The organism is Nocardia sp. NPDC056064 (genome assembly GCF_042266925.1).
GTDB lineage: Bacteria > Actinomycetota > Actinomycetes > Mycobacteriales > Mycobacteriaceae > Nocardia.
Genome location: NZ_JBHJWO010000001.1, coordinates 2,496,595 through 2,519,773, shown reverse-complemented (window position 1 = coordinate 2,519,773; position 23,179 = coordinate 2,496,595). Strand labels below are relative to the sequence as shown.

20 protein-coding genes are annotated in these 23,179 nt (G+C 71.6%); 10 read left to right on the top strand and 10 right to left on the bottom strand.

The window, feature by feature from the left end:
* Positions 1 to 28: 28 nt before the first annotated feature.
* Positions 29 to 493, bottom strand: a complete 465-nt coding sequence (locus ACFC06_RS11505; RefSeq protein WP_375929678.1) for a MarR family winged helix-turn-helix transcriptional regulator — start codon at positions 491 to 493, stop codon at positions 29 to 31.
* A 109-nt stretch (positions 494 to 602) separates the two neighbouring features.
* A complete protein-coding gene (locus ACFC06_RS11500; protein ID WP_375929677.1) occupies positions 603 to 1,196 on the bottom strand; it encodes a DUF4352 domain-containing protein in 594 nt (197 codons plus the stop codon).
* Positions 1,197 to 1,486: 290 nt separating this feature from the next.
* On the opposite strand from ACFC06_RS11500, the gene ACFC06_RS11495 reads away from it, so the two are divergent.
* The 3 genes from ACFC06_RS11495 to ACFC06_RS11485 all read left to right on the top strand — a co-directional run bounded on the left by ACFC06_RS11495 (position 1,487) and on the right by ACFC06_RS11485 (position 6,320).
* Positions 1,487 to 3,412: an N-6 DNA methylase gene (locus ACFC06_RS11495; protein ID WP_375929676.1), complete on the top strand. Its 1,926-nt coding sequence runs from the start codon at positions 1,487 to 1,489 to the stop codon at positions 3,410 to 3,412.
* A gap of 133 nt (positions 3,413 to 3,545) precedes the next feature.
* Positions 3,546 to 5,084 carry a serine/threonine-protein kinase gene (locus ACFC06_RS11490; protein ID WP_375929675.1) on the top strand — a complete coding sequence of 513 codons (1,539 nt, stop codon included), beginning with the start codon at positions 3,546 to 3,548 and terminating at the stop codon, positions 5,082 to 5,084.
* A 159-nt stretch (positions 5,085 to 5,243) separates the two neighbouring features.
* Entirely contained in the window at positions 5,244 to 6,320 is a 1,077-nt protein-coding gene (locus ACFC06_RS11485) for a DUF3320 domain-containing protein (protein ID WP_375929674.1), read from the top strand.
* Here ACFC06_RS11485 and ACFC06_RS11480 read toward each other — a convergent pair.
* The gene (locus ACFC06_RS11480) at positions 6,317 to 6,634 is read right to left on the bottom strand and encodes a hypothetical protein (RefSeq protein WP_375929673.1); all 318 of its coding nucleotides are present in this window, start codon (positions 6,632 to 6,634) and stop codon (positions 6,317 to 6,319) included. The two genes, ACFC06_RS11485 and ACFC06_RS11480, sit on opposite strands and share 4 nt — an antisense overlap.
* 194 nt (positions 6,635 to 6,828) lie before the next feature.
* On the opposite strand from ACFC06_RS11480, the gene ACFC06_RS11475 reads away from it, so the two are divergent.
* Complete coding sequence (locus ACFC06_RS11475) at positions 6,829 to 7,698, top strand: Ig-like domain-containing protein (RefSeq protein ID WP_375929672.1); 870 nt, start codon at positions 6,829 to 6,831, stop codon at positions 7,696 to 7,698.
* A 27-nt stretch (positions 7,699 to 7,725) separates the two neighbouring features.
* Here the strand turns inward: ACFC06_RS11475 and rsgA are convergent, their stop codons facing one another.
* Positions 7,726 to 8,727, bottom strand: a complete 1,002-nt coding sequence (gene rsgA / locus ACFC06_RS11470) for a ribosome small subunit-dependent GTPase A (protein ID WP_375935398.1) — start codon at positions 8,725 to 8,727, stop codon at positions 7,726 to 7,728.
* Positions 8,724 to 10,034, bottom strand: a complete 1,311-nt coding sequence (gene aroA, locus ACFC06_RS11465; RefSeq protein WP_375929671.1) for a 3-phosphoshikimate 1-carboxyvinyltransferase — start codon at positions 10,032 to 10,034, stop codon at positions 8,724 to 8,726. Before aroA ends, rsgA begins: the two co-directional genes overlap by 4 nt.
* A gap of 93 nt (positions 10,035 to 10,127) precedes the next feature.
* Here aroA and ACFC06_RS11460 point away from each other — a divergent pair, with 93 nt between their 5' ends.
* Both ACFC06_RS11460 and entS read left to right on the top strand, forming a co-directional pair.
* Positions 10,128 to 10,913, top strand: a complete 786-nt coding sequence (locus tag ACFC06_RS11460; RefSeq protein WP_375929670.1) for an SOS response-associated peptidase — start codon at positions 10,128 to 10,130, stop codon at positions 10,911 to 10,913.
* Between the two features lie 111 nt (positions 10,914 to 11,024).
* Positions 11,025 to 12,281, top strand: coding sequence for an enterobactin transporter EntS (entS, locus tag ACFC06_RS11455; protein WP_375929669.1), 1,257 nt, complete (start codon positions 11,025 to 11,027; stop codon positions 12,279 to 12,281).
* On the opposite strand, the gene ACFC06_RS11450 is transcribed toward entS, so the two are convergent.
* Genes ACFC06_RS11450 through ACFC06_RS11435 form a run of 4 tightly spaced genes read right to left on the bottom strand, consistent with a single transcriptional unit; the run spans position 12,265 to position 16,208 of the window.
* Positions 12,265 to 13,248: an ABC transporter substrate-binding protein gene (locus ACFC06_RS11450; RefSeq protein WP_375929668.1), complete on the bottom strand. Its 984-nt coding sequence runs from the start codon at positions 13,246 to 13,248 to the stop codon at positions 12,265 to 12,267. The genes entS and ACFC06_RS11450 overlap by 17 nt on opposite strands.
* A gap of 40 nt (positions 13,249 to 13,288) precedes the next feature.
* A complete protein-coding gene (locus ACFC06_RS11445; RefSeq protein WP_375929667.1) occupies positions 13,289 to 14,110 on the bottom strand; it encodes an ABC transporter ATP-binding protein in 822 nt (273 codons plus the stop codon).
* A complete protein-coding gene (locus ACFC06_RS11440) occupies positions 14,107 to 15,195 on the bottom strand; it encodes a FecCD family ABC transporter permease (RefSeq protein ID WP_375929666.1) in 1,089 nt (362 codons plus the stop codon). The genes ACFC06_RS11445 and ACFC06_RS11440 overlap by 4 nt, the downstream gene beginning before the upstream one ends.
* Positions 15,189 to 16,208: a FecCD family ABC transporter permease gene (locus tag ACFC06_RS11435; protein WP_375929665.1), complete on the bottom strand. Its 1,020-nt coding sequence runs from the start codon at positions 16,206 to 16,208 to the stop codon at positions 15,189 to 15,191. Before ACFC06_RS11435 ends, ACFC06_RS11440 begins: the two co-directional genes overlap by 7 nt.
* Before the next feature lie 224 nt (positions 16,209 to 16,432).
* On the opposite strand from ACFC06_RS11435, the gene ACFC06_RS11430 reads away from it, so the two are divergent.
* From ACFC06_RS11430 to ACFC06_RS11415, 4 genes are read left to right on the top strand one after another with little or no spacing between them, the layout of a single operon-like run.
* Positions 16,433 to 18,175, top strand: a complete 1,743-nt coding sequence (locus tag ACFC06_RS11430; RefSeq protein WP_375929664.1) for an ABC transporter ATP-binding protein — start codon at positions 16,433 to 16,435, stop codon at positions 18,173 to 18,175.
* Complete coding sequence (locus tag ACFC06_RS11425; protein ID WP_375929663.1) at positions 18,172 to 19,908, top strand: ABC transporter ATP-binding protein; 1,737 nt, start codon at positions 18,172 to 18,174, stop codon at positions 19,906 to 19,908. The genes ACFC06_RS11430 and ACFC06_RS11425 overlap by 4 nt, the downstream gene beginning before the upstream one ends.
* Positions 19,905 to 21,020, top strand: coding sequence for a FecCD family ABC transporter permease (locus tag ACFC06_RS11420; RefSeq protein WP_375929662.1), 1,116 nt, complete (start codon positions 19,905 to 19,907; stop codon positions 21,018 to 21,020). Before ACFC06_RS11425 ends, ACFC06_RS11420 begins: the two co-directional genes overlap by 4 nt.
* Positions 21,017 to 22,081, top strand: coding sequence for a FecCD family ABC transporter permease (locus ACFC06_RS11415; protein WP_375929661.1), 1,065 nt, complete (start codon positions 21,017 to 21,019; stop codon positions 22,079 to 22,081). Before ACFC06_RS11420 ends, ACFC06_RS11415 begins: the two co-directional genes overlap by 4 nt.
* Before the next feature lie 77 nt (positions 22,082 to 22,158).
* Here ACFC06_RS11415 and ACFC06_RS11410 read toward each other — a convergent pair whose 3' ends face one another.
* Positions 22,159 to 23,154, bottom strand: coding sequence for an ABC transporter substrate-binding protein (locus ACFC06_RS11410; protein WP_375929660.1), 996 nt, complete (start codon positions 23,152 to 23,154; stop codon positions 22,159 to 22,161).
* Between the last annotated feature and the right edge of the window lie 25 nt (positions 23,155 to 23,179).

Below are 23,179 nucleotides of genomic sequence, written 5' to 3'. Positions count from 1 at the left end.
CTTCAGGGTTATTGAAGGTTGGTCGGGTTTATTCGCCGCTGCCCCGGGGATCGGGTGGGGCCATGCCGGCGAAGGCGGCGACGAGTGCGGCACCGACTTCGCGCTGGATCGGGTCGGCGTCGGGACCGAACAGGGTGGTGTCGACCTGCGTCACCACCGTGCGCGCCTCGGCGAGCAGCCGCGTGCCCTGCGTCGTCAGCTCGATCACCGAGGCCGACCCGGCCCGCGCCGTGCGATCCCGCACCAGACCCGCCGCCACCAGCGCTTTCACCGCCGTGTGGACGCTCTGCACGCTGGTGCCCGACATCCGTGCCAGCTCGCTGAACGAGGCCCCCGGCAAGCCGTTGATGTGTCCCAGCAGGCCCAGCCGCGCCACCGTCAGGTCCAGCGGCGCCAGTGCCGCGGCCAGCTCGGCCTCCACTCGCCTGCACAGCGTGATGACCAGAATCGTCGGGCTCAGCAGCGGTCCGGATCGCGTGTCATCGGTGCTCACCACCCCATTTTCCCGCACGGGCGGTCGCCTCGGCGGTGCGGTGCTCGCCCGGCGCGGCACGACGAACGCGGGCCCAGCGAAAATCGCTGGGCCCGCGGGATTCCCGGGTCTACTTCAGGGCGACGCGCACGCCGTTGGAGAAGGCCGAGTCGTGGAATTCCACGGCGGCGGGCACGGTACCCGTCGGAACGTCGAAGACCAGCACCATGGAGACCTTGTTGCCGGGGTTGATCTCGGCGGTGAGCTGCTCGTTGACATTGATCTCGGCCGAGGTGTCGTTGGCGAACTCGCGGCCCTGGTCGTCGATCAGCTTCTGGTTGGAGCCGAAGTACTGCTGGGCGACGGTCGAGGTGTTGGCGACATCGACGTAGACCAGGATGAACTCGCCCTGGGCGGTCTTCTGCAGGAACTGGTTGTCGCCGACGGTGGTGACCGGCGGGTCCACCTTGGTCACGGTGAAGCTGAACTTGCCGTCGCGGACCTCGGTGCCCGCGGGGGCGGCCGAGGCGCGACTCTCCTCGTTCTTGGCGACCTCCTCGGCGGCGCTGCCGATCAGCGCGGCGCACCCGCCGAACAGGGCGATGACGGCGAGGAAGAAGCCGCCGAGCACCCACGGCCAGACCTTCCGCTTACGCGGGGGCTGCGGGTAGTAGGGCTGCTGCGGAGCGGCGCCGGGATGTGCGGGGTACTGGGGGTTGGACATGACGTTCTCCTCGGGTGTGGGCACGGCGGATCGCGGCCGCTGCGGGCCGTTGACTGCGGGGGTGCTCGATGACGGATGTGATGACGAAAGCTGTTGATGGTCAACATCTTTCGGTGCTGTTGAATGCGCATCGGGTGGTTGCTGCGCCGTTGAGAAGGACGCTACACCGCCCGTCACGAGAACGCAACAGGAGAACAATGTTTTCAGCGTGAATGGTGAAAACATGTGTACTGGAACCCTGGGAAGTCAATGACGGTGTGTAAGGTTTGACTACGACCGCGAGGAGACCCATGCCAGACTCGACGCCCACCGTCGCCGCCGCCGAGATCTCCCGGCTGGCCGGCGTCACCCGCGCGACCGTCAGCAACTGGCGGCGCAGGCACGCCGATTTCCCCGCCCCCGTCCCCGGCGGCTCCGAATCCCGGCCCCTGTTCGACCTCGGTGAGGTGCAGCAGTGGCTGCGCGGGCACGGGGTGACCGCCGCCGATTCACCGGTGCAGCGGTTGCGCACCCTGCTGCGGGCCGAGGTCGCGCCCGAGCAGGTCGCCGCGCTGATGAGCTTCGTCGGCGATCCCGCCGCCCCGGCGGGCGACGCGGTGCGCGAGGCGGTGCGGGACGCGATCGGGGAAGTCGGTGTGCAGCAGACGCTGTCGGTGCTGGCCGAACGGGGTCTCGACGGGCCGAGTACCGGGGTGTATCCCACCGATCAGCCGGTGGCCGCGCTGATGGCCGACCTGCTCGCCGTCACCGGTGCGCCCGGGTCGGTCCTCGACCCGTCCTGCGGTGGTGGCGCGCTGCTGCTCGAAGCCGCCAGGGTGGGCGCGACCCGGCTGGCGGGGCAGGACATCCTGCCGGTGCAGGCCGCCCGTACGGCCGCGCTGCTGGGCACGCTGGTGCCGCAGGCCGCCGCCGACATTCGGGCGGGTGACGCGCTGCTGGCCGACGCCTTCCCTGATCTCGAAGTCGATGGTGTCCTGGCCAATCCGCCGTATACACAACGGGATTGGGGTGCCGACGAACTGGCACTCGACCCGCGCTGGGTGTACTCGGTGCCCCCGCGCGGGGAGTCCGAGCTGGCCTGGGTCCAGCACGCGCTCGCGCATCTGCGGCCCGGCGGTACCGCGGTGCTGCTGTTGCCGCCCGCGGTGGCGGCGCGGTCGTCGGGGCGCCGGATTCGCATGGAACTCCTGCGTGGGGGTGCGCTGCGCGCGGTGCTCGCCCTGCCGCCCGGTGCCTCGACACCGCGGCAGGTCGGTCTGCAACTGTGGGTGCTGCGCAGACCCGAACCGGGGCAGGTCAGCGATACGCTGCTGTTCGCCGACTCCACCCGGCTACCGAATCCCGGTGGTGAGCAATCGAATTGGTCGGCGATCAGCGAGACGGTCATCGCGTCGTGGAGTGCGTTCGAGCGCGGTGACGCCGAGGCGGCCACGGTCGCCGATGTGACCGCGGTGGTCCGGGTGATGGATCTGCTCGACGACGACGTCGACCTGACGCCCGCGCGCCAGGTGCGCGCCGCCGTCGATCCGGGCAATGCCTCGGCCGCGGCGCACACCGCCATCGCGGTGCTCGGGGACAACCTGACCGCCCTGCGGGAGGTCGCCGAGGGGGTGCGGGACTGGACACCCGCGCCGGGCACGGTGTGGCGGCATGTGGCCGTCGGCAATCTGATCGCGGGCAAGGCAGTGCGCATCGTCACCGGGGCCGCCGAGGGGACCGACGACACCGGGCGCCCCGTCCTGACCGGGCACGACCTGCTCGACAGCCGCCCACCCTCGGGTCTCACCACGCCCGGCACCCCGGCCGGGGAACCGATCGAGGCCGGTGACGTGCTGGTCTCGCGCCTGCGCGACGACCACGGCGCCGCCCAAGGCGCCCGCGTCGCCGAGGACGCCGATATCGGCGCCGTCCCCGGGCCGGGCGTGCTCGTCTTCCGCACCGACCCCGACCGCGTCGACCCGTGGTTCTTCGCCGGATTCATCGGCAGCCCCGACAATGCCGCCGCCACTTACGGCACCACCACCATCCGCCTCGACCCCGCCCGCCTGCGCATCCCCCTGCTCCCCCTGCCCGACCAGCAACGCTACGGCGCCGCCTTCCGCCGCCTGCACCAGCTGCGCGTCACCGCCCGAGTCACCGCCGAAGCCGCCCGCTCCGCCGCCGACCTCATAGCCACCGGCCTCACCGCCGCCGCCCTGGAACCGCCCCGGAACTGACCTTGCGGCGGCCCCGCCGCACTGGGATCGTCTCGCGGCGGACCCCGCGCGGACCCGCCGTCATGGAGCCACCCCGGGGCGGAGGCAGTATCGTTCTCTGGTCCGTAGCAGGCGTCGGTCCGGGGGTGGTGGGGTGCGCGAGATCATCGACGACCGGTACGAGATCACCGGTGCGCTCGGGGCCGGGGGGATGGGGCAGGTGCTGCTCGGGTACGACACGGTGCTGGACCGGGCGGTGGCGGTGAAGCGGATCGCGGTGCGGCAGTTCGCGTCTCGCGACGATCTGGCCGCGGAGTTCGTGGCGCGGTTCCGGCGCGAGGCCAGGGTGACCGCGCGCATCCGGCACCACGGCGTGCCGCAGGTCTACGACGCGGTGCTCGACGCGCGGGCCGACAGTGTGTACCTGGTGCTCGAGCACATCGACGGGACGACTCTGCGCGACTTTCTCGCCGGGCTGGGGACGGCCCTGCCGGTGGCTGTCGCGGTGGCCGTCGGGGCCCAGATCGCGACGGTGCTGTCCTACGCGCACGCGCTGCCGGTGGTGCACCGGGATCTCAAACCGGCGAATGTGCTGCTCACCCGGGACGGGGTGGTGAAGGTGATCGACTTCGGGATCGCCGCGCTGCTCGACGGGAGCACCAGCCGGATCACCCGCACCGGATCGGTGCTCGGCACGGCCGCGTACATGTCACCGGAGCTGGTGAACGGGCAGGAGGTGGGACCGCGCGCCGACCTGTACGCGCTGGGCTGCGTACTGCACGAGATGTGCAGTGGGCGAAGGGTCTTCGAAGCGCGCTCGGATTTCGACGCCTTCAACCGGCACCTCACCGACAGCCCCACACCGCTGCGCACCCTGCGTCCCGAGGTGCCCGCCGCGCTCGAGGACCTGGTGCTCGACCTGCTCGCCAAGGACCCGTCCGACCGGCCCGCCTCCGCCCAGGAGGTGTACCGGCGGCTGCTGCCGTTCCTGCCGCCGCCCGGCGCGCCCGCCCCCACCCTCCCGGCCGGCCATCCGGACCCCACCCGGATCTTCCGGTGCCCGAACCCACCCGCCGACCTCGAGTCCCCGCCCCCGGCGCCCGCCCACCGCGCGGCCCGCCAGGCGATGACCGAGGCGGGCCACCTCGGCGACGCCGCCGCCCGCTACCGCGAACTGTGCGGTCTCGGGCGCTTCGCCCAGGCCGCCGAGGCGCTGCTCGCCGTCGTCGACGAGGTCGCCCGCCGCTACGGCCCCGACGGCACCGAAGCCGGTGACCTGCACCGCGATATCGCCCTCGCGCTCGCGCAGAGCGGGGAACAGCGCCGCGCCCTGACCGAATGGGAGCGGGTGGAAGCCATCGAACTGCGCGTGGGCGGTCCGAAGAGCCCGCGCCTGCGGCGTGCCCGCGTCGCCGCCGTGGGCTGCCGGGCCGTGCTCGGCGAACTGTCCGCCGCGGCCGCCGTCGACGAGCTGTACCGCCTCTTCGGCGAAATCCGCGGCACCGACGCCGAATTCGGCGAGGACGGCATCCGCCTGCGCCTGGCCATCGCCGAATGGCTGCCCGCCGCGGGCGACCACACCAGAGCCGAACGGTTCCTCACCCAGCTCCGCACCGACCTCGAGATGCTGCGTCCCGCCGACGACCCGGTCCGCCGTCGCGTCGAGGAGCTGGCCGCCGAACTCCGGCGCTGAGCGGCCCGCGCCCGGATCGGCGTTCGCCGTGCGTAGTTCGGGCTACGGACAGTGTCGGCGGCGCGGAGTAAACTCCTCGCATCGCCGACGGGGGAGCGCGTCGGCCGTCGGGTGTGCCTCGTTCGGGTGCGCGGAAGTGGAGTGCGTGCGGTGCGGTGGATGGGCAAATTCGGCTGGCTGGTCGGGTTGCTGGTGGGGCTGTTCTTCGTGCTCTTGGGCACGGTCGGCTACTTCACCGGGATCGGCAACGGCGACGCCGTCGAGATCACCCTGGCTGTCGGCTTCTTCGTGTTCGGCACCGGCGTATCGCTCACCACCATCTGGCAGCTCGCGCTCGGCGACCGCCGCAACAGGCGAACCTTCGCGCCCCATCCGGGCCGGCCCGTGGCCCCGCAGCCTGACCACGCGCCGCCGCCGTACACGCCGCTCGACCACGCGCAGCAGCCCTACCCGGCGACCTCGCAGCCCGATCTCGTGCAGCAGCCCTATCCGCCCGCGCCGCACGAGTATCCGCCGCGTCCGGGCGCGGCGTCACCCCGACCGCAGGACGCCCCGGTCACTCCGGCCCGGCCCATTCCGCAGGCACACTACGCCCCGTCTCCGGCACCCCTCGGCGCGGCGACCGTCGCGCAGACACCGGACTGGGTGCTGCGCACCCGGACCGCCCAGCACTGGTTGCCCAGCGGCATCCCGTACGCGAGCGCCCCGACCGGAGCGCTCGGTGCCCCGGTCGATCTGGATCGCGACAGTGCCGCCACCATTCCGGTCCGCATCCGTGAGGCGGTGCGCGAGACCATCGCCATCGAGGGGCCGATCGAGCGCGCGGTGCTGGTGGCGCGGGTCGCGCAGCGGTTCGGGGTGCGCGCGCCCTCGGACAAGCAGCAGATCCGGGTGCTCGGTGAGGTGCCGGAGAGCCTGATGCGCGCCACCTCGCTGGGTGTGTTCGTCTGGCCCTCGGACCTGGACCCGGGCAGCTGGCGCGGCTTCCGGTTCACCCCACCCACGGTGTCGCGGCCGATCGACACCATCTGCGCCGAGGAGATCGTCAACGCGATCACCCATGTGGCACAACGGGATCGGCACAGTTTCGACGACATCGTGTGGGCCACGCTCACCCAGTTCGGGCACGACCGCACGGGCGCCGCCGAGGACCGGATCGAGGCGTGCCTGACCCTGGCCGTGCGCCGCGGCCGCCTGGCGCGTGATCCCGACGGCCGCTATCGCGCGCTGGTCTAGGCGGGCAGGGCGGGGCGGGTGCGGGCGTGCACGACCTCGGGGGAGACGGTGACGATGTCGCACACGGCGAGCAGCCGCTCGGGCAGGTCGTGCTCGAAGTGGGCCAGGCCGGCGGTCACCACGGCGGCGGCCTCGGTGCTGGCGACCACCTCGAGCAGTTTGCCCAGCGGATCGCTGGTGCGCTCGCTGAAGACCACGGTCTTGGTACAGCGGTAACCCATGCGCTCGGCTAGCGAACGGATCTGCGTTTCGTCCCAGGATTGGGCGACACCCGAGATGTCGCGGCGCAGATAACCGATCGCCGGTGGCTTCATGGGCATGACGGTACCGGCGCGCGGTGTCCTCATCGTGAACGCGAGCGAACGCGAGTCGAATTCGCAATCTGAATGATGCTCATTTCTGAATTCGATCCGGTGGGGTGCCCGCGCGTGATCTACTGCTGCCACCTCGGGCGGATCGACGCCTCGACGACGTGGTCGAGGGCGCCCGGAGCTATCTGGAGACAACGATGGTGAACACAACAGTGCAGCGTGCGGCCGGATCACTGGCCGCGTTCGCGGTGGCCGCGGGTTTCGCGGTGGCCGTGGTGCCGGGAACCGCGGCGGCCGCGCCCGGCTCGATCAGCTGGAGCGACGGCAACAGCAAATTCACCAGGACGGTGTCGAACACCAACCCCGTCGTCGGTGACACGGTGACGGTGACGACCAAGTTCGAGCGCACCGGCATCCCGGTCGAGTACATCTACTCGATCAAGGACCTGCACCCGGCCTGCCTGACCCCGGTGCCGGGCTCGGCCAAGATGTCGGGCGACGCGGTGGCCATCGACACCTCGTCCTCGGACTGGATCCGCGCGGAGTTCGGCATCACCAAATACCCGGTGTACCCGAACATCTCGCCGAAGTCGCAGACCTTCGAGATCCAGTACAAGGTGGGCGTGAACTGCGCTCGCGACACCCCGCTGCCCACCTCCATGCACTACGGCGGCTCGCTCGGTGACGGCACCTATCAGGGCAAGGGCCCGGCCATCACCGTGTCCAGCGACGCGGTGTCGAGCACCTCGATCACCGAGGTCACCGGCGCCCAGGTCGGCAAGGCGGTGACCCTGGAGGCGAGCGTGACCCCGGCCGCGGCGGGTGGCACGGTGCAGTTCAAGGCGGGCGACAACGTCCTCGGTGACATCCCGGTCGGCGCGAACGGCAAGGCGTCGATCGTCTGGACCCCGGGCGCGCCCGGTGCCTACACGATCGGGGCGACCTTCTCCGGCCGCGAGGGTGTGGCCAGCTCCTCGACCACCAAGGTGGTCACCGTGGCCGAGCTGCCCACCGATCCCGAACCGGGCGACGGCGGCGGCACCGGCACCGGCTCGTTCGGCTTCTAGGAGCCGACCCCGGCACGGAACCGGTTGCTACCAGGTCTCGTTGGAGATCAGTGCGGTGAGCAGCTGGCGGATCGCGGCGACGCGACGTTCCGTGCCGGGGAGCTGGTCGAGCGCGCACTCCGGGTCCGCGGGTGGGCCCAGGTGGGTGCAGCCGCGCGGGCAGTCCTCGATGGCGTCGGCCAGGTCGGTGAACGAGGCGATCACGTCGTCGGGGGTGATGTGGGCCAGGCCGAACGAGCGCACGCCGGGGGTGTCGATCACCCAGCCGCCGCCGGGCAGCGGCAGCGCCACCGACTGGGTGGAGGTGTGCTTGCCCTTGCCCACGCCCGACACCTCGCCCACGGCCCGATAGGCATCGGGCACAAGACGATTCACCATCGTCGACTTGCCGACACCGGAGTGGCCGATGAGCGCGGAGAGCCGGTCGTCGAGGATCTCGCGCACCGGCTCGATCGGGTCGTCGATGCCGGCGTAGATGATCTTCAGGTCCAGGCCATCGAAGGCGGCGGCGAAGGCGGACTCCGCCACCAGATCTCGCTTGGTGAGCACCAGGATCGGTTCCAGCCCACCGGCGTAGGCGGCCACCATGGCCCGCTCCACGAATCCGGTGCGCGGCGGGGGATCGGCCAGCGCCACCACGATGAACAGCTGTTCGGCGTTGGCGACCACGATGCGCTCGAACGGGTCGGTGTCGTCGGCGGTGCGGCGCAGCACGGTGCCGCGATCGGCGACGCGCACGATCCGGGCCAGGGTGTCGGGTTTGCCGGTCAGATCGCCCACCACGTCGACCTGATCGCCCACCACGATCGGGGTGCGGCCCAGTTCCCTGGCCCGCATGGCGACGATGCGGCGGTCGGCGTCACCGTCGAGCACACAGCCCCAGCGGCCGCGATCCACCGAGACCACCATGGCGGCCTCGGCGTCGCTGTGCTGCGGGCGGGTCTTGGTGCGTGGGCGCGAGGCTTTGCCCGGACGCACCCGGACATCGGATTCGTCGTAGCTGGCTGCGCTGCGGCCGCGGCGGCTCAGCGCACCGCTCCCTCACCCGATAACGCGGAGGCCAGCATCTGCTCCCACAGCGCCACGAAGGTCGGCAGGGTCTTGGCGGTGGTGCCGATGTCCTCGATCTCCACGCCCGGCACGCGCAGGCCCAGAATCGCGCCCGCGGTGGCCATCCGGTGATCGGCGTAGGAGTGCCACTGCCCGCCGTGCAGCGGGGCGGGCACGATCTCGAGGCCGTCCTCGGTCTCGGTGACATCGCCGCCGAGCTTGTTGATCTCGGTGGACAGCGCGGCCAGCCGGTCGGTCTCGTGGCCGCGCAGGTGCGCGATGCCGCGCAGGTAGGACGGCGAATCGGCGAGCGCGGCCAGCGCGGCGACGGTGGGGGTGAGCTCGCCGACGTCGTGCAGGTCGATGTCGATGCCGGCCAGGCGTTCCGGGCCGCGCACGGTGAGGACGTTGTCGAACACGCGCGCCTCGGCGCCCATCCGGACCAGGATCTCGCGGATCACGTCACCGGGCTGGGTGGTGCCGCGCGGCCACATCGGCACGCTCACCTCGCCGCCGGTCACCGCGGCCGCGGCCAGGAACGGGGTGGCGTTGGACAGGTCGGGCTCGATCTCCCAGTCCACCGCGCGGATCGGGCCGGGCGAGACCGACCAGGTCTGGGCGCTGCGCGAATCGGCCGGGGTGGACACCGCCACGTCGGCGCGGCGCAGCATCTCCACCGTCATCTCGATGTGCGGCATGGAGGGCAGCTGCTTGCCGTCGTGGTGGACGGTGATGCCCTGCTCGAAGCGGGCCGCCGAGAGCAGCAGGCCGGAGATGAACTGCGAGGAACCCGAGGCGTCGATGGTGACGGTGCCACCGCGCAGGCTGCCGGTGCCGTGCACGACGAAGGGCAGGGCGTCGCCGTCGACATCGAGGCCGAGGGCGCGCAGCGCGTCGAGGATGGTGGACAGCGGGCGGTGGCGGGCCTGTTCGTCACCGAAGAAGGCGACGTCACCGGTGGCCAGGGCCGCGGCGGGCGGCAGGAACCGCATGATGGTGCCCGCCAGGCCGCAGTCGACGGCCGCGCTGTGCAGGGGTGCGGGGGTGATCTCGAGGGTCTCGGCGTCACCGGTGATCCCGGTGCCCAGCGCACGCAGGGCCGCGATCATCAGGTCGGTGTCGCGGCTGCGCAGCGCGCCGGTGAGGGTGGAGGGCCCGTCGGCGAGCGCGGCGAGGATGAGCGCGCGGTTGGTGATGGATTTCGAACCGGGCAGGGTCACGGTCGCGTGGACGGGGACCTCGATATGGGGCGCTGGCCAGAAACTCACCCGCCCATCCTCTCTCATGTGCGGTCCGGATACACCAGTGGCGGGCAAATCGGCGTGGTCGCGTGCTGTGCGTCACGTGGAGTTGTCGGTGTCCGGTGCCAAGATGGGGACATGTGTGGACGATATGCGACGACCACCAATCCGGCCCGGCTCGCCGCGGACCTCGACGCCGTCGACGAGACCGGCCTGGACTCCGCGCAGCCCGACGCGGGCGTCAGCTACAACGTCGCCCCGACCACCCAGGTGCTCACCGTGGTCGAGCGGCACGAGCACGGTGAGCCCGACGACGATCCCCGGTTACGCATCCGGCAGATGCGCTGGGGGCTGATCCCGTCCTGGACCAAGGCCGCCGAACCGGGTGTGCCGGCCAAGGGCAGGCCGCTGTTCAACGCCCGCGCCGACAAGGCCACCACCGCGCCCTCGTTCCGGGACGCGGCCAAGCACAAGCGCTGCCTGGTGCCGATGGACGGCTGGTACGAGTGGCTGGTCGAATCGGCGCCCGCCGAGAAGGGCAAGGCGGTGAAACGACCCTTCTACATGTCGCACGCCGACGGCTCGCTGCTGTACATGGCCGGGCTGTGGTCGGTGTGGCGCGACCGCGAGCAGCCCGATTCCGAACCGCTGCTCTCGTGCACGATCCTCACCACCGACGCCGTCGGCGCACTGGCCGAGATCCACGACCGGATGCCGCTGCCCATGCCGCGCGAGCACTGGGACGCCTGGCTCGACCCCGACCATCCGGCCCCGGCCGAGCTGCTCACCGCGCCCACCGAGGCCGAGGTCGCGGCGATCTCCGCGCGACCGGTGTCGACGCTGGTCAACAATGTCCGCAACAACGGGCCCGAACTGCTGGCCGCGGAGACCGGTGACGGCGGCGGGCATCCTGCCCTGTTCTGACCGCGCCGGATCGAGGCGGTGCGAGACGCGCCGGTAGCCTCGACCGCTGTCGCCGCGTGCGCCCGGAGCGAGAGGAGCTGCCATGACCGTCGACGGTGGCCGTCTCGCCCGATGAGCCCGCTCACCGCGCGCCGCTTCGCGATCGATCTCGAGCCGCTGCGCACGAGTCCGGCGTTCCGCACGCTGTTCGTGGCCAGGACCATCTCGGTGTTCGGCATCGGATTCCTGGTGGTGGCGCTGCCGATCCAGGTGTATCAGCTCACCGGGTCCACCGCGACGGTCGCGGCCGTGGCCACCGTCATCGGGGTCTCGGCCTTCCTCGGCACGCTCGTCGGCGGGACCGCGGCCGACCACTTCGACCGGCGCACCGTCATCGTGGCCTCCCGCGCCGGGGCGACCCTCGGCTTCGCCGTGCTCGCGGTGAACGCGATGCTGCCAGAACCACGGCTGTGGGTGATCCTGCTGTGTGCCGTGGTCGACGGGCTGACCGGCGGTATCTCCGAGACAGCGCTGGTCGCGGCCATGCCCGGGCTCGTCCCGCCCGAGAAACTGGCCGCGGGCGCGGCGCTGATGGCCCTCACCGCCGACCTCGGGTCGATGGCCGCGCCCGCGCTGGCCGGAGTGCTCATCGCCTGGCTCGACGTGGCCGCCAACTACTGGCTGGCCGCGGCCGCGAGCCTGGTCACCACCGTGCTCATCGCCCGGCTCGGCCGGATGATCGCCGAACGCGGGCACGACGAGTCACCGCTGCGGGCGGTGCTGTCGGGATTCCGGTTCGTGCTCGGGCACCGGATCGTGGGTGCCGTGCTGCTCACGGGATGCGTCACCATGCTGCTCTCGGGCTGGAATGTGCTGGTCCCGGCCTATGTGCACGAGGTGCTGCACGGCGGGGAGGCCACCGTCGGCCTGCTGTTCGCCGCACCGGCGGTGGGCGCGGTGCTCGGCTCGCTCACCTCGGGCTGGACCGGGTCGATCCGCCGGGGCGGTCAGGTGATCTTCGTGGCGACGCTCGTCTCGGCGGCGGGCATTCTCGGCGCCGGGCTGGCCGGGGCGACCGCGGTTGTGTTCGCCGGGTTGCTCGCCCACGGCGCGGGCCGGGTGGTCAGCGACATCACCCGCTTCGCCGTGGTCCAGACCGAGACACCGGATGCCTTCCGGGGCCGGGTCTCGGGCCTGTGGACCGCGCAGCTCACCATCGCGCTGTCGCTGGGCGCGGTGCTGGCCGGGCTGATCGCCGAGGTGGTGCCGACCCGCGCCGTCTTCCTGGTCTACGGCGCGGGCGGCTGCGTGCTGACACTGCTGCTGTGGTGCCTGCTGCCCACCCTGCGCAGGCACCACAGTCACGCGGTGATCAGCGCGCCGCGGTGATGGAGGCCAGCTGCGGGGTGATCCGCTCCAGCGCGAAGGCCAGCGACTTCGGGGTGCCCGCCGACAGGGCCAGGATCGCCGGATCGGACTCGGGCAGCATCAGCGCCCGCCCGTCGCGCACCACCGCCAGCGAGTTGATCAGGGTGTCGTTCTCCAGATCGGTGAACGGCAGGGAGATGGTGGTGAACAGCGCCGCCTGGGCATCCAGGTCGCTGACCCGCTCCACCGGCACCTGGGCGAAGAACCCGGAACTCTGCAAGCGGGTGACCGGGGGATTGGGCGCGAAGCCGAGCTCGGCGAAGAAGTCGAAGCGGGCGTCACCGGGCAGGTAGGCGCCGTAGGCGGTGCCGAACTTGGCGGCGTAGACGAAGGTCTTGCCCTCGAACTCGGGATGTCCCGCCCGCACGGTCTGCTGCGCGGTGGTGGTCTCGAGGACGAGCTTGTCCGCCTCGGCGGTCTTGCCGAGGGCGGCGCCGATGAGCCGGGTCTGGGTCTGCCAGTTCACCGCGTAGTCGCCGGTGTCGTCGGGCGCGGTGACCACCGGGGCGATCTTGCTGAGGTTGGTGGTGATGTCGTCGTCGGACTTGGCCCGCACGTTCAGGATCAGATCCGGTTTCAGTTCCTCGATCTGCTGCATGTTGAACTCGCCCGCGCTCTGCGAGGACAGCAGCTCCGGGGTGGTGGTTCCCATGCCCGCCATGTCCCACTCGCCGACGCCCTTGGTATCGGCACCGAAGTTCATCCAGTCGTAGATCGCGACCGGCGCCACCCCCAGCTCGGCGGAGATCGCGCCGTCCGACCAGCCCAGCGCGACCACCCGCGGCTGGTCGGGCAGCGAGTATCCCGGGGTGGCGTCCGGGTCGTTGAACACCTCGTGGGTGTCGTTGTCGGATTTCACGCACGCGGTCGAGGTCAGGATCATGCTCGCCAGCACCGCGACGAGCACGCTGATACGCCGTTTCGACATCGATCTCCTTCTTCCCGGTTGGGTGCCCGGCAGGGGCACGTCAGGTCTCCTCGACCCGGACCGCACCCTGGGCCAGTGGCACCACCAGCGGGGTTCCGGTCTGCGGATCGTCGATGACCTGCGAATACACGCCGAACACCTGGTCGACCAGCTCGGCGGTGATGATCTCGCCCGGCGGCCCGACGGCGAGGATCTCGCCCGCCCGCATGGCGATGATGTGCGAGGCGTAGCGGGCGGCCTGGTTGAGATCGTGCAGCACGGCCACCAGCGTGGTACCCCGGCGATTGAGTTCGGTGCACAGTTCGAGCACCTCTATCTGATGGCCGAGATCCAGATAGGTCGTCGGCTCGTCGAGCAGCAGGATCGGGGTCTCCTGGGCCAGCGCCATCGCGATCCACACCCGCTGGCGCTGCCCGCCCGAGAGCGCCTCCACCCGGCGCGTGGACAGGTCGGTCAGCCGGGTGACCTGCAAGGCGAAGTCGACCGCGTGCTGGTCTGCGTCGGTCCACTGCCGGAACATCGTCTGATACGGGAACCGCCCGCGCGAGACCAGATCGATGATGGTGATGCCCTCCGGCGCGATCGACTGCTGCGGCAGCAGGCCCACCTCCCTGGCGAACTCCTTGCCGCCGTAGTCGTTCACCGCGCGCCCGTCGAGCAGGATCGTGCCGTGCTCTGGCTTCAGCAACCGGGACAAGGTCCGCAGCAGTGTCGACTTGCCGCAGGCATTGGGCCCGACGATGACGGTGAACGAGCCGTCGGGCACCACCACGTCCAGATCGGCGATGACGGTGCGTTCGCCGTAGCCCACCCGCAGGCCGCTGCCGGTGAGCCGTCCGTCGGTGGTCGTCGTGTCGGTCACGGCCGTGCCTTTCGGGACTGGGCGAGCAGGAGGAACAGCAGGTAGAGACCGCCGAGCGAGGTGGTGACCACGCCGACCGGCAGCTGGGTCTCGGGCGCGAGGATCGTGCGGGCCACCGCCTCGCTGGAGACCAGCAGCGTCGCCCCGACCGCCGCCGAGGTGACCAGCGGAATCCCCGCGCTGGGCGTGATCCGCGCCGCCACCTGCGGGGCGACCAGCGCGACGAAGGCGATCGGCCCGGCGATGGCGGTGGTGGCCGCGGCGAAACCGACGCCGATCACCAGCAGCAGCACCTGGGTGCGCGCGGTGTCGACGCCCTTGCTGGCCGCCGAGTCGGTGCCCAGCTCGAACATCCGCATCCGCGGGGCCACCACGATCAGCGCGGGGACGAGCATCGCCAGCGTGATGAACACCGGGATGGTGTCGGTCATCGTGAGATTGCGCAGGTTGCCCATGCCCCAGGCGGCCGCGACCCCGGCGTTCTGCACGTCGGAGGTCGCGATCAGATAGCCGTTGAACGACAGCAGCATGGCCGAGACACCGATGCCGACGATGATGAACCGGTAGTTGCCGGTCCCGCCGCGCATGCCGAGGAAGTACACCACCACCGCGGTCGCCAGGCAGCCCAGCAGCGCGCCGATCGTCGCCCCGCCGGAACCGAGCCCGAGCACCAGCATGGCCACCAGCGCACCGGTGTTGGCGCCGGTGGTGAAGCCGATGATGTCCGGGCTGCCCAGCGGATTGCGGGTGATGGTCTGGAAGATGGCCCCCGACAGCGCGAGCGAGGCACCGCCGAGGATCGCGGTGAGGACCACCGGCAGCCAGGTGGCCACGTGATTGGCCGGGGCACCGGAGATCTGCCCGGTCAGCACCCGCAGCACCTCGACGAAGCCGAGACCGGGCGTGCGGGTGGTGCTCGCGCCCAGCGACCACACGCCGACGACGGCGGTGACCAGCACCAGCGCCACGGTGATCAGCACGGAGATCAGGTCCAACCGCAGGCTCAGCCCGAGCGCGGGCACCCGCAGGAAACGCACCCGGCTCGGCCAGCGGGCCCGGGTCGGTGTGGTCGTGGTGGTCACCATTGCGAGCCCTTCTCCTTGCGCGCCAGCCAGATCAGCACGGGCGCGCCGAGGAACGCCGTCACCATGCCGACGGGCAGTTCGCTCGCGGTGGCGACCCGGGCCAGCAGATCCGAGCCGACCAGCACGATCGGCCCGACCACCAGGCACAGCGGGATCATCCAGCGATGATCCGGGCCAACCACCATCCGCACCGCGTGCGGCACCATCAGCCCGACGAAGGTGATCGGCCCGACCGCCGCCGTGGCCGCCCCGCACAGCACCGTGATCACGACGAACCCCGCCGCGCGCACCGAGGTCACCGGCACGCCGAGGGCGCTGGCGCGGTCGTCACCGAGGGCGAGGGCGTTGAGATAGCCGGTCAGCGCCACCGCGCCGGCCAGCCCGAGCAGCACCAGCAGCCAGGTGGCCGAGAGCTGCGGCCAGCCGCGTCCGTCGAGGGTGCCGATGAGCAGACCGCGGATGGCGTCGAAGGTGCGCGGGTGGATCATGGTGAGCGCGAACGCGAGTCCGCTCAGCATCGAGGCGATGGCGACACCGGTGAGCACCAGCTTGGCCGGGCTGGCCCCGCCCACCCCGCGCGAACCGACGAAATAGACCAGCACCGAGGCCGCGAAGGCGCCACCGAGCGCCCACCACAGGTACTCGGTGCCCGCCGCCCCGACCAGCACCGAGCCGAGCACCATCGCGAAGTACGCGCCGGAGTTGACGCCCAGGATGCCCGGATCGGCGAGCGGGTTGCGGGTCAGCCCCTGCATCACCGCGCCCGCCACCCCGAGCGCCGCGCCGACCAGGGCGGCCAGCAGTGTGCGGGGAATTCGCTGCTCCCGGATGACGCCGAGCGCGGTCGGCGTGCCCTCACCGAACAGCGCGTGCCAGGCATCCGACACCGTGTAGTCGCCGCTGCCGACGATCAGCCCGCACGCCATCAGCGCGATCAGGAGCACGACCAGCAGTGACAGGGCGAGCGACCGGGGCACGGCAGGGCGCGGGGCGACTTCGGTGACTCGGGACACGGCAATCAGTCCTCGCTTCGCGACGCTTCGGTCGGTGGCCGAAACGCCGCTGCCACCAGTCGAGGTGAGTTTAGCCTTACGTTAGCCGCCGATCGGGTGGATCGGCCGCGCGTGGCGCCGGGACGGAAAAGGTAGCCGACCGAAATCGTCGATAGGCCGGTAATGTCCGATTGCGTCTTTGTTCGGTTGTGGTCGCGAGGCGGCCGGGGTCAGGAGGAAAACCCATGCCGCCGACCGGCCCAGCCGGCCTGGCCCCGCTGTTGCGTCCCGTCCGGTTCCGGCTGATCGCGGCGGCTCTGCTGCAATCGATCGCCGCGGTGGCCACGGTGCTGACCTTCATCGCGCTCGGCAGGCTGCTGACGACTCTGCTCGACCACGGGGTCACCGACGCGGTCCGCGGCTGGGCCTGGATCGCCGTCGCCACCTTGTTCGCCGTGCCGCTCGCGCACGGCATCTCGTTCACGCTGAGCTTCGCCGCGAGCCGCCGGGTCGAGCACGAGGCGCGGCGCGCGGTGATCGCCCAGCTCGAACGGCTGCCGCTGGGCTGGTTCGGCCGCCACGGCTCGGCCCAGGTCCGCAAGACCGTCGGCGCCGACATCGGTTCCCTGAGTGTGCTGGTCGGCGAGGGCATTCCGATGCTGCCGCGCTTCGTCCTCACGACGGTGCTCGCCACCGGCTACCTGGTGTGGGTGGACTGGCTGCTGGCCCTGGTCGTGCTGGCGCCCACCGTGGCCGCGACCGTCGTGCTCACCCGGCAGAGCCGCGCTCCGCATCCGGCCGAGGCCGCGCACGAGGAAGCCGCCCGGCTGCTCGGGGCGCGCACCACCGAACTGGCCCAGGGCATTTCGGTGTTCAAGGTCTTCGGTCAGCAGCGGCGCGGCACCGAGCGCTTCGGTGCCGCGGCCGACGGATTCGCCGCGACCTATCTGCGGGCCGAGGCCGTCGAAGCCCGCCGGACCAGGGCCACCTCGATCCTGTCGTCGTGGATCGTCACCCTCGGGTGCGCGGCCGTGGTGGGCACCGTGTTCACCGCGCTCGGCTGGATCGAGGCCATCGATATCGTCCCGTTCCTGCTGCTGTCGTGGATCGTGTCCCGTGGGGTCTGGTCGCTGCCGATGGTGCTCACCGCCGGGCGCCGCGCCCGCATGGTCGCGATGTCGCTGGGGCAGATCTTCGCCGAGACCCCGCTGACGGTGCGTCCGGCCGCCGACCCCGTCCGCGCCGAGATCGCCGTGGAGTTCGACGGCGTGTGCTTCGGCTACCGCCCGGACGCGCCGGTCCTGCGCGAGATCGACCTGCGGCTGCCCGCGGGCACCGTCACCGCCGTGGTCGGCGCGTCGGGCTCGGGCAAATCGACGCTGGCCCGGCTGATCCCGCGCTTCTGGGATGTCGACGACGGCGCCGTCCGGGTGAACGGGCGCGACGTCCGCGAACTCGAACCCGGCGAGCTCTACCGCGAGCTCGCCTTCGTCTTCCAGGAACCGCAACTGCTGCGGCGGTCGATCGCCGACAACATCCGCCTCGGCGCGCCCGACGCCGACGAAGCCGCCGTCGTCGCGGCCGCCGAGCACGCCGGAATCGCCGACCGGATCGCCGAATTGCCGCGCGGGTACGCCTCGGTGATCGGGACCGACGCGCACCTGTCCGGCGGCGAGGCGCAGCGGGTGGCCATCGCCCGCGCTCTGCTGGCCGACGCGCCGATCCTCGTCCTGGACGAACCCACCGCCGCCGCCGACGCGGAGTCCGCGGCCCGCATCCAGGACGGGCTGTCGAAGCTGGTGGTGGGCAAGACCGTCCTGGTGATCGCCCACCAGCTGAGCACCGTCGTCGGCGCCGACCGGATCGTCGTGCTCGACGGCGGCCGGATCACCGAATCCGGCACCCACGCCGAACTGCTCGCCGCCGCAGGCCAGTACGCGCGGCTGTGGGCGGCCTCGGCGCCGAGCACGGAGGTGAACGCCCGATGATCACATCGGCACACAGTGTCGTGACCCCGGCGGTGCGGCGCCGGATGTGGCGCTGCTACCTGCTGGTCGCGGCCTCGGCCGTGGTCGAAGGGGGCTGCTTCGCGCTGCTGGTCCCGCTGGTGCGCGCGCTGCTCGAGGACCGGATGCCCCGGGCCGGGCTGTGGGCCGCGGCGCTGGGCGTGCTGGTCGTCGTCGCCGTCACCCTGGCGCGGGTGGCCTCGGCCCTGCAGCGGGCGGTGACCAGCGAGATCGTGGCCTCGCTGCAACACCGCCTGGCCGAACACGTCGTCACCCTGCCGCTCGGCTGGTTCTCGCCCGCCCGCGCGGCCGCGCTGACCCGGCTGGCGGGGGAGGCCACGCGGATGCTCGCCGCGACGCTGAACGGCGTCGTCGCGGTGAACATCCGGGCCGCGACGCTGGCCGCGTCGGTCTGGGTGGTGCTGGTGGTGGTCGATCCCGTCACCGGAGCGGTCGCCGCGGCGGGCCTCGGTCTGCTGGTGGTGCTGTACTTCTGGGCGGCCCGGCTGCTGCGCGGCGCCACCGCGGCGGGCAACGACACCACCGAGCTCGTCAACGCCGAACTCGTCGAATTCGCCCAGCTCCAGCCCGTGCTGCGGGCCTACGGGCAGACCGCGCGCGCCGATTCGGAGCTGACCGCCCTGCTCGCGCGGGTCCGTGCGGCCTCGGCGGCCTACTTCAAGGGCGCGGTCACCGGCTCGGTGGTATTCCAGTGCGGCACCGCGCTGTTCCTGTCCGCGGTGCTGCTCACCGCGCTGCACCGGGCCGAATCCGGCGCCGTGACGGCGGTGGTCGCCACGATCGCGGTGGTGATCGCCGCCCTGCTGGTCGACTCGATGGCCGCGCTCGGACGCACCGGCAGCGTGATCTGGGCGGCCGAACGGACACTGTCCGAGATCGGGGACATCATCGCCACCCCCGCGCTGCCCGAACCCGACAGCGACACCTCCGTCCCCGACGACACCTCGATCGCCTTCCACGATGTCCGCTTCGGCTACGACGCCGACCGCACGATCCTCGACGGCGTCGACTTCGCGGTGCCGCGGGGCTCGGTGTGCGCGATCGTCGGCCCGTCGGGCTCGGGCAAGACCACCCTGACCCGGCTGGTCGCCCGGTTCTGGGACGTGGATTCGGGCTCGATCACGCTGGGCGGCAAGGACATCCGCGAGATCGGCACCGGCGAGCTGATGGCCGCGGTGTCGATGGTGTTCCAGGACGTGTACCTGTTCGACGCCACCATCCGTGACAACCTCGTCATCGCCCGCCCCGGCGCCACCGACGACGAACTCGCGGCCGCGGCCGCGCGATCCGGCGTCGACGAGATCATCGCCCGGCTGCCCGACGGCTGGGACACCCGCGTCGGCGAGGGCGGCACCGCGCTGTCCGGCGGTGAGCGCCAACGCGTCTCCTTCGCCCGCGCCCTGCTCGCGGACGCACCGGTGGTCCTGCTCGACGAGGCGACCTCGGCCCTGGACGCGGCGAACGAGGCCGTGATCCGCGCCGCCACCAGCGCCCTCGCCGCGGGCCGCACGGTGCTGGTCATCGCCCATCGGCTCGACACCATCCGCACCGCCGACCGGATCGTGTTCCTCGAACACGGCCGCGTCACCGAGACCGGCACCCACGACGAACTCCTCGCCGCCCACGGCAGATACGCCGAATTCTGGAACGAGCAGCAACGCGCGCGGTCCTGGAAGATCGGCGCGCACGCATGACAGGCAGCGCACAACGGCCAGGCGAGGCCCCGACGGCCACCGCCACTCCGTCCGGGACGGGCCTGACGAAGAACCCGACCGCCGGAACGGAATCGGCGCGGAGTCTCGGCGCCGTCGGCTCACGGGGGCGGGTGCTGGGGCTGCTCGTCGCGGCGCTGATTCTGGCGGTCGCGCTCGCGCTGAGTCTGGCCGTCGGTAGTCGCGGGATCGCGCTCGGCACGGTCTGGGACGCGTTGTGGCACTACGACGGGTCACCCGATCACATGGTCATGCACACCCTGCGGGTTCCCCGGACCGTGCTGGGCCTGCTCGCCGGGATCGGCCTCGGGGTGGCGGGCGCGCTGATCCAGGCGATGACCCGCAACCCCTTGGCGGACCCCGGAATCCTCGGGGTCAATGCCGGTGCCGCGTTCTTCGTCGCGCTCGCGGTCGCCGTCTTCGGATTCACCGGCATCTGGTCGTATGTGTGGTTCGCCTTCCTCGGCGCCGTCGTGGTGACCGTCGCGGTGTACGCGCTCGGCGCGCGCGGGCGCGACGGGGCAACGCCGATCCGGATCACCCTGTCCGGGGTGGCGATCGGCGCGGTGCTCAGCGGCGTCACCACGGGGCTGATGATGATCGACCCCGCGACCTTCGACCACCTCCGGTTCTGGAACGCCGGGTCGATCGCGGGAGCCCGGCCCGATGTGGTCTGGGCGGTCAGCGGATTCGTCGTGGCCGGAACGCTGCTGGCGTTCGTGGTCGCCCGCCCGCTCAACGCCATCGCCCTCGGCGACGACCTGGCGCGCTCGCTCGGCGTCGACATCGCGGGGACCCGCAGACTCGGCATCGTCGCGGTGACCCTGCTGTGCGGCGCCGCGACCGCCGCCGCCGGGCCGATCGGCTTCGTCGGGCTGATGATTCCGCACGTCGCCCGCTGGCTGGTCGGCCCCGACCAGCGCTGGATCCTGTGCTACACCGTGCTCGGCGCGCCGACGCTGCTGCTGGTGGCCGATGTGCTCGGCCGGATCGTGGTGCGGCCCGCGGAACTCCAGGTCGGGATCGTCACCGCGTTCGTCGGGGCGCCCGTGCTCGTCGTCCTGGTCCGTCGGCAGCGGGCGAGCGGGCTGTGAAGGCCACCGGGGGCACCTCCCGCATCGACTTCGGGCGCGCGATCGCGACGATCCGGCTCACCGAGCGGTTCTCGGCCCGGATCGGGCTGCGGGTGGTGGCCGTCGTCGGGGTGCTGGCGGTGCTGGCCGGTGCCGTCGCGGTGATCGCGCTCGGTACCGGCGACTACACGATCTCCCCGCCCGACGTGCTGCGCACGATCTTCGGCGAGGGCTCGCGCACCGACGAACTCGTCGTCGGCAAGTGGCGGATGCCGCGGGTGCTGCTGGCCCTGATGTTCGGTGCCGCGCTCGGGGCCAGCGGTGCCATCTTCCAATCGCTGACCCGCAATCCGCTGGGCAGTCCCGACATCATCGGCTTCAACACCGGCGCCTACACCGGTGCGCTGGTCGTCATGCTGGTCACCCAGGGCGGCTACTTCCAGACCGCGGCGGGCGCGCTGATCGGCGGACTGGCCACCGCCTCGGTGGTGTATCTGCTGGCCTTCAAGAACGGGGTCCAGGGCTTCCGGCTGATCATCGTCGGTATCGCGATCAGCGCCATGCTCCAGTCGGTGAACACCTGGATGATCGTCAAGACCGACCTGACCGCCGCGATGGCCGCCGCCGTCTGGGGTTCCGGCTCGCTGGCCGGGCTGGACTGGGCGCAGGTGCTGCCGGTGGCCGTCGCGCTCGCGGTGCTGCTGACGTGCGCGGCGGTGCTGTCGCACCGGCTGCCGGTGCTCGACCTCGGTGACGAGGTCGCCCGCGCCCTCGGTGTCCGGGTGGAGCCAACCCGGCTGGCCCTGGTGCTGATCGGGGTCGGGCTCACCGCGCTGGCGACCGCCGCGGCCGGGCCGATCGTGTTCGTCGCGCTGGCGGCACCGCAGCTGGCGCGCCGGCTCACCCGCACCGCGTCGGTGGCGGTGCTGCCCGCCGCGGCGATGGGGGCGCTGCTGCTCGTCCTCGCCGACTGGATCGCCCAGCGCGCCTTCGCCCCGAGCCAGCTGCCGGTCGGCGTGGTGACGGTGTCGATCGGCGGCGGGTACTTCGTCTGGCTGCTGGCGCGGGAGATGCGCCGCTGAAAATACGACGGCACCGGCACGCAGCGCGCGCCGGTGCCGTCGGTGACCGGCCTCGGTGACCGGCCTAGGTGACCGGCCTAGGCGACCGGCTTGGCCGCGGCGATCGCGGCCTTGATGTCGGCGGCCTGCAGACCCGCCGCCTCGAAGGTGTAGGCGTAGGGGGTGCGCAGCGCGAACAGGTTGCCCGCGGCGACCGCGGGCAGGGCCTTGAACAGCGGCGAATCCAGCAGCGCCTGGGTGCGCGCGGTCGGCTTGCCGTTGATGTCGGCCTCGAAGAAGATCGCCTTCGCCGTGGCCAGGCGCGGCAGGTCCTCCAGCGAGATCTGCTGGTTGTAGCGGGCCGGGGCGGGATCGGCTCCGGCGAAGTACCGCAGGCCCGACTTGGTCAGCCGCTCGTAGACCAGCGCCTTGTTGGTCGCGATCTGGAAATTGCCCGCCTGCGCGGACCCCTCGGCGTAGACGACCTCGCCGAGACCGGCGATCTTGTCCTTGTTCGCCGCCGCGATATCGGCCCAGGACTTGTCCAGCTCCGTCAGCCGCTGCTGGGCGTCGGCTCCCTTGCCGACCACGTCGGCGACCTTGCCGTAGTTGGCCCACACCCCGGTCGGGTCGGTGATCTCGATGGCGACCGTCGGCGCGATGTCCGACAGCGCGGCCAGGTCGATGCCCTTCATCCCGGGACGGACCATGGTGACGATCAGATCGGGCTGCAGCTCGACGATCTTCTCCAGGTTGACCGAGGTCTCGACCCCGCCCACCGACGGCACATCGGCCACCTGGGCCAGCGCGGCCGGGCTGGCATTGAGCTTCAGGTCGTCGAACATGCCGACCGGGGTGACACCGAGGTCGACCAGCAGGGTGCCGACGAGCCATCCCGCGACGACGCGCTGCGGTGCGCTGGGCACCTCCACGTCGCCGAGCGCGGTGCCGGTCACCACGCGGGTGGCGGTGGAACCCGCCGGCTCCGTGCTGCCGGAATCGGATCCGCCACATCCCGCGACGAGGCCGACCACCGCGAGGGCGGCGACGAGGGCGCGGGCACCGGGGATGCCCGTCAGGTAAAGCCTTTTCATGCTCAGTTCCATCCGCTTCTAAAGA

Excerpts from the sequence above, each read along its gene's own strand:
- ACFC06_RS11420 (WP_375929662.1), top strand. The coding sequence starts at position 19,905 with ATGACAGGCAGCGCACAACGGCCAGGCGAGGCCCCGACGGCCACCGCC.
- ACFC06_RS11500 (WP_375929677.1), bottom strand. The coding sequence starts at position 1,196 with ATGTCCAACCCCCAGTACCCCGCACATCCCGGCGCCGCTCCGCAGCAG.
- ACFC06_RS11485 (WP_375929674.1), top strand. The coding sequence starts at position 5,244 with ATGGGCAAATTCGGCTGGCTGGTCGGGTTGCTGGTGGGGCTGTTCTTC.
- ACFC06_RS11425 (WP_375929663.1), top strand. The coding sequence starts at position 18,172 with ATGATCACATCGGCACACAGTGTCGTGACCCCGGCGGTGCGGCGCCGG.
- ACFC06_RS11450 (WP_375929668.1), bottom strand. The coding sequence starts at position 13,248 with ATGTCGAAACGGCGTATCAGCGTGCTCGTCGCGGTGCTGGCGAGCATG.
- ACFC06_RS11440 (WP_375929666.1), bottom strand. The coding sequence starts at position 15,195 with ATGGTGACCACCACGACCACACCGACCCGGGCCCGCTGGCCGAGCCGG.
- entS (WP_375929669.1), top strand. The coding sequence starts at position 11,025 with ATGAGCCCGCTCACCGCGCGCCGCTTCGCGATCGATCTCGAGCCGCTG.
- aroA (WP_375929671.1), bottom strand. The coding sequence starts at position 10,034 with ATGAGAGAGGATGGGCGGGTGAGTTTCTGGCCAGCGCCCCATATCGAG.
- ACFC06_RS11475 (WP_375929672.1), top strand. The coding sequence starts at position 6,829 with ATGGTGAACACAACAGTGCAGCGTGCGGCCGGATCACTGGCCGCGTTC.
- ACFC06_RS11460 (WP_375929670.1), top strand. The coding sequence starts at position 10,128 with ATGTGTGGACGATATGCGACGACCACCAATCCGGCCCGGCTCGCCGCG.
- ACFC06_RS11410 (WP_375929660.1), bottom strand. The coding sequence starts at position 23,154 with ATGAAAAGGCTTTACCTGACGGGCATCCCCGGTGCCCGCGCCCTCGTC.
- ACFC06_RS11430 (WP_375929664.1), top strand. The coding sequence starts at position 16,433 with ATGCCGCCGACCGGCCCAGCCGGCCTGGCCCCGCTGTTGCGTCCCGTC.
- ACFC06_RS11495 (WP_375929676.1), top strand. The coding sequence starts at position 1,487 with ATGCCAGACTCGACGCCCACCGTCGCCGCCGCCGAGATCTCCCGGCTG.
- ACFC06_RS11480 (WP_375929673.1), bottom strand. The coding sequence starts at position 6,634 with ATGAAGCCACCGGCGATCGGTTATCTGCGCCGCGACATCTCGGGTGTC.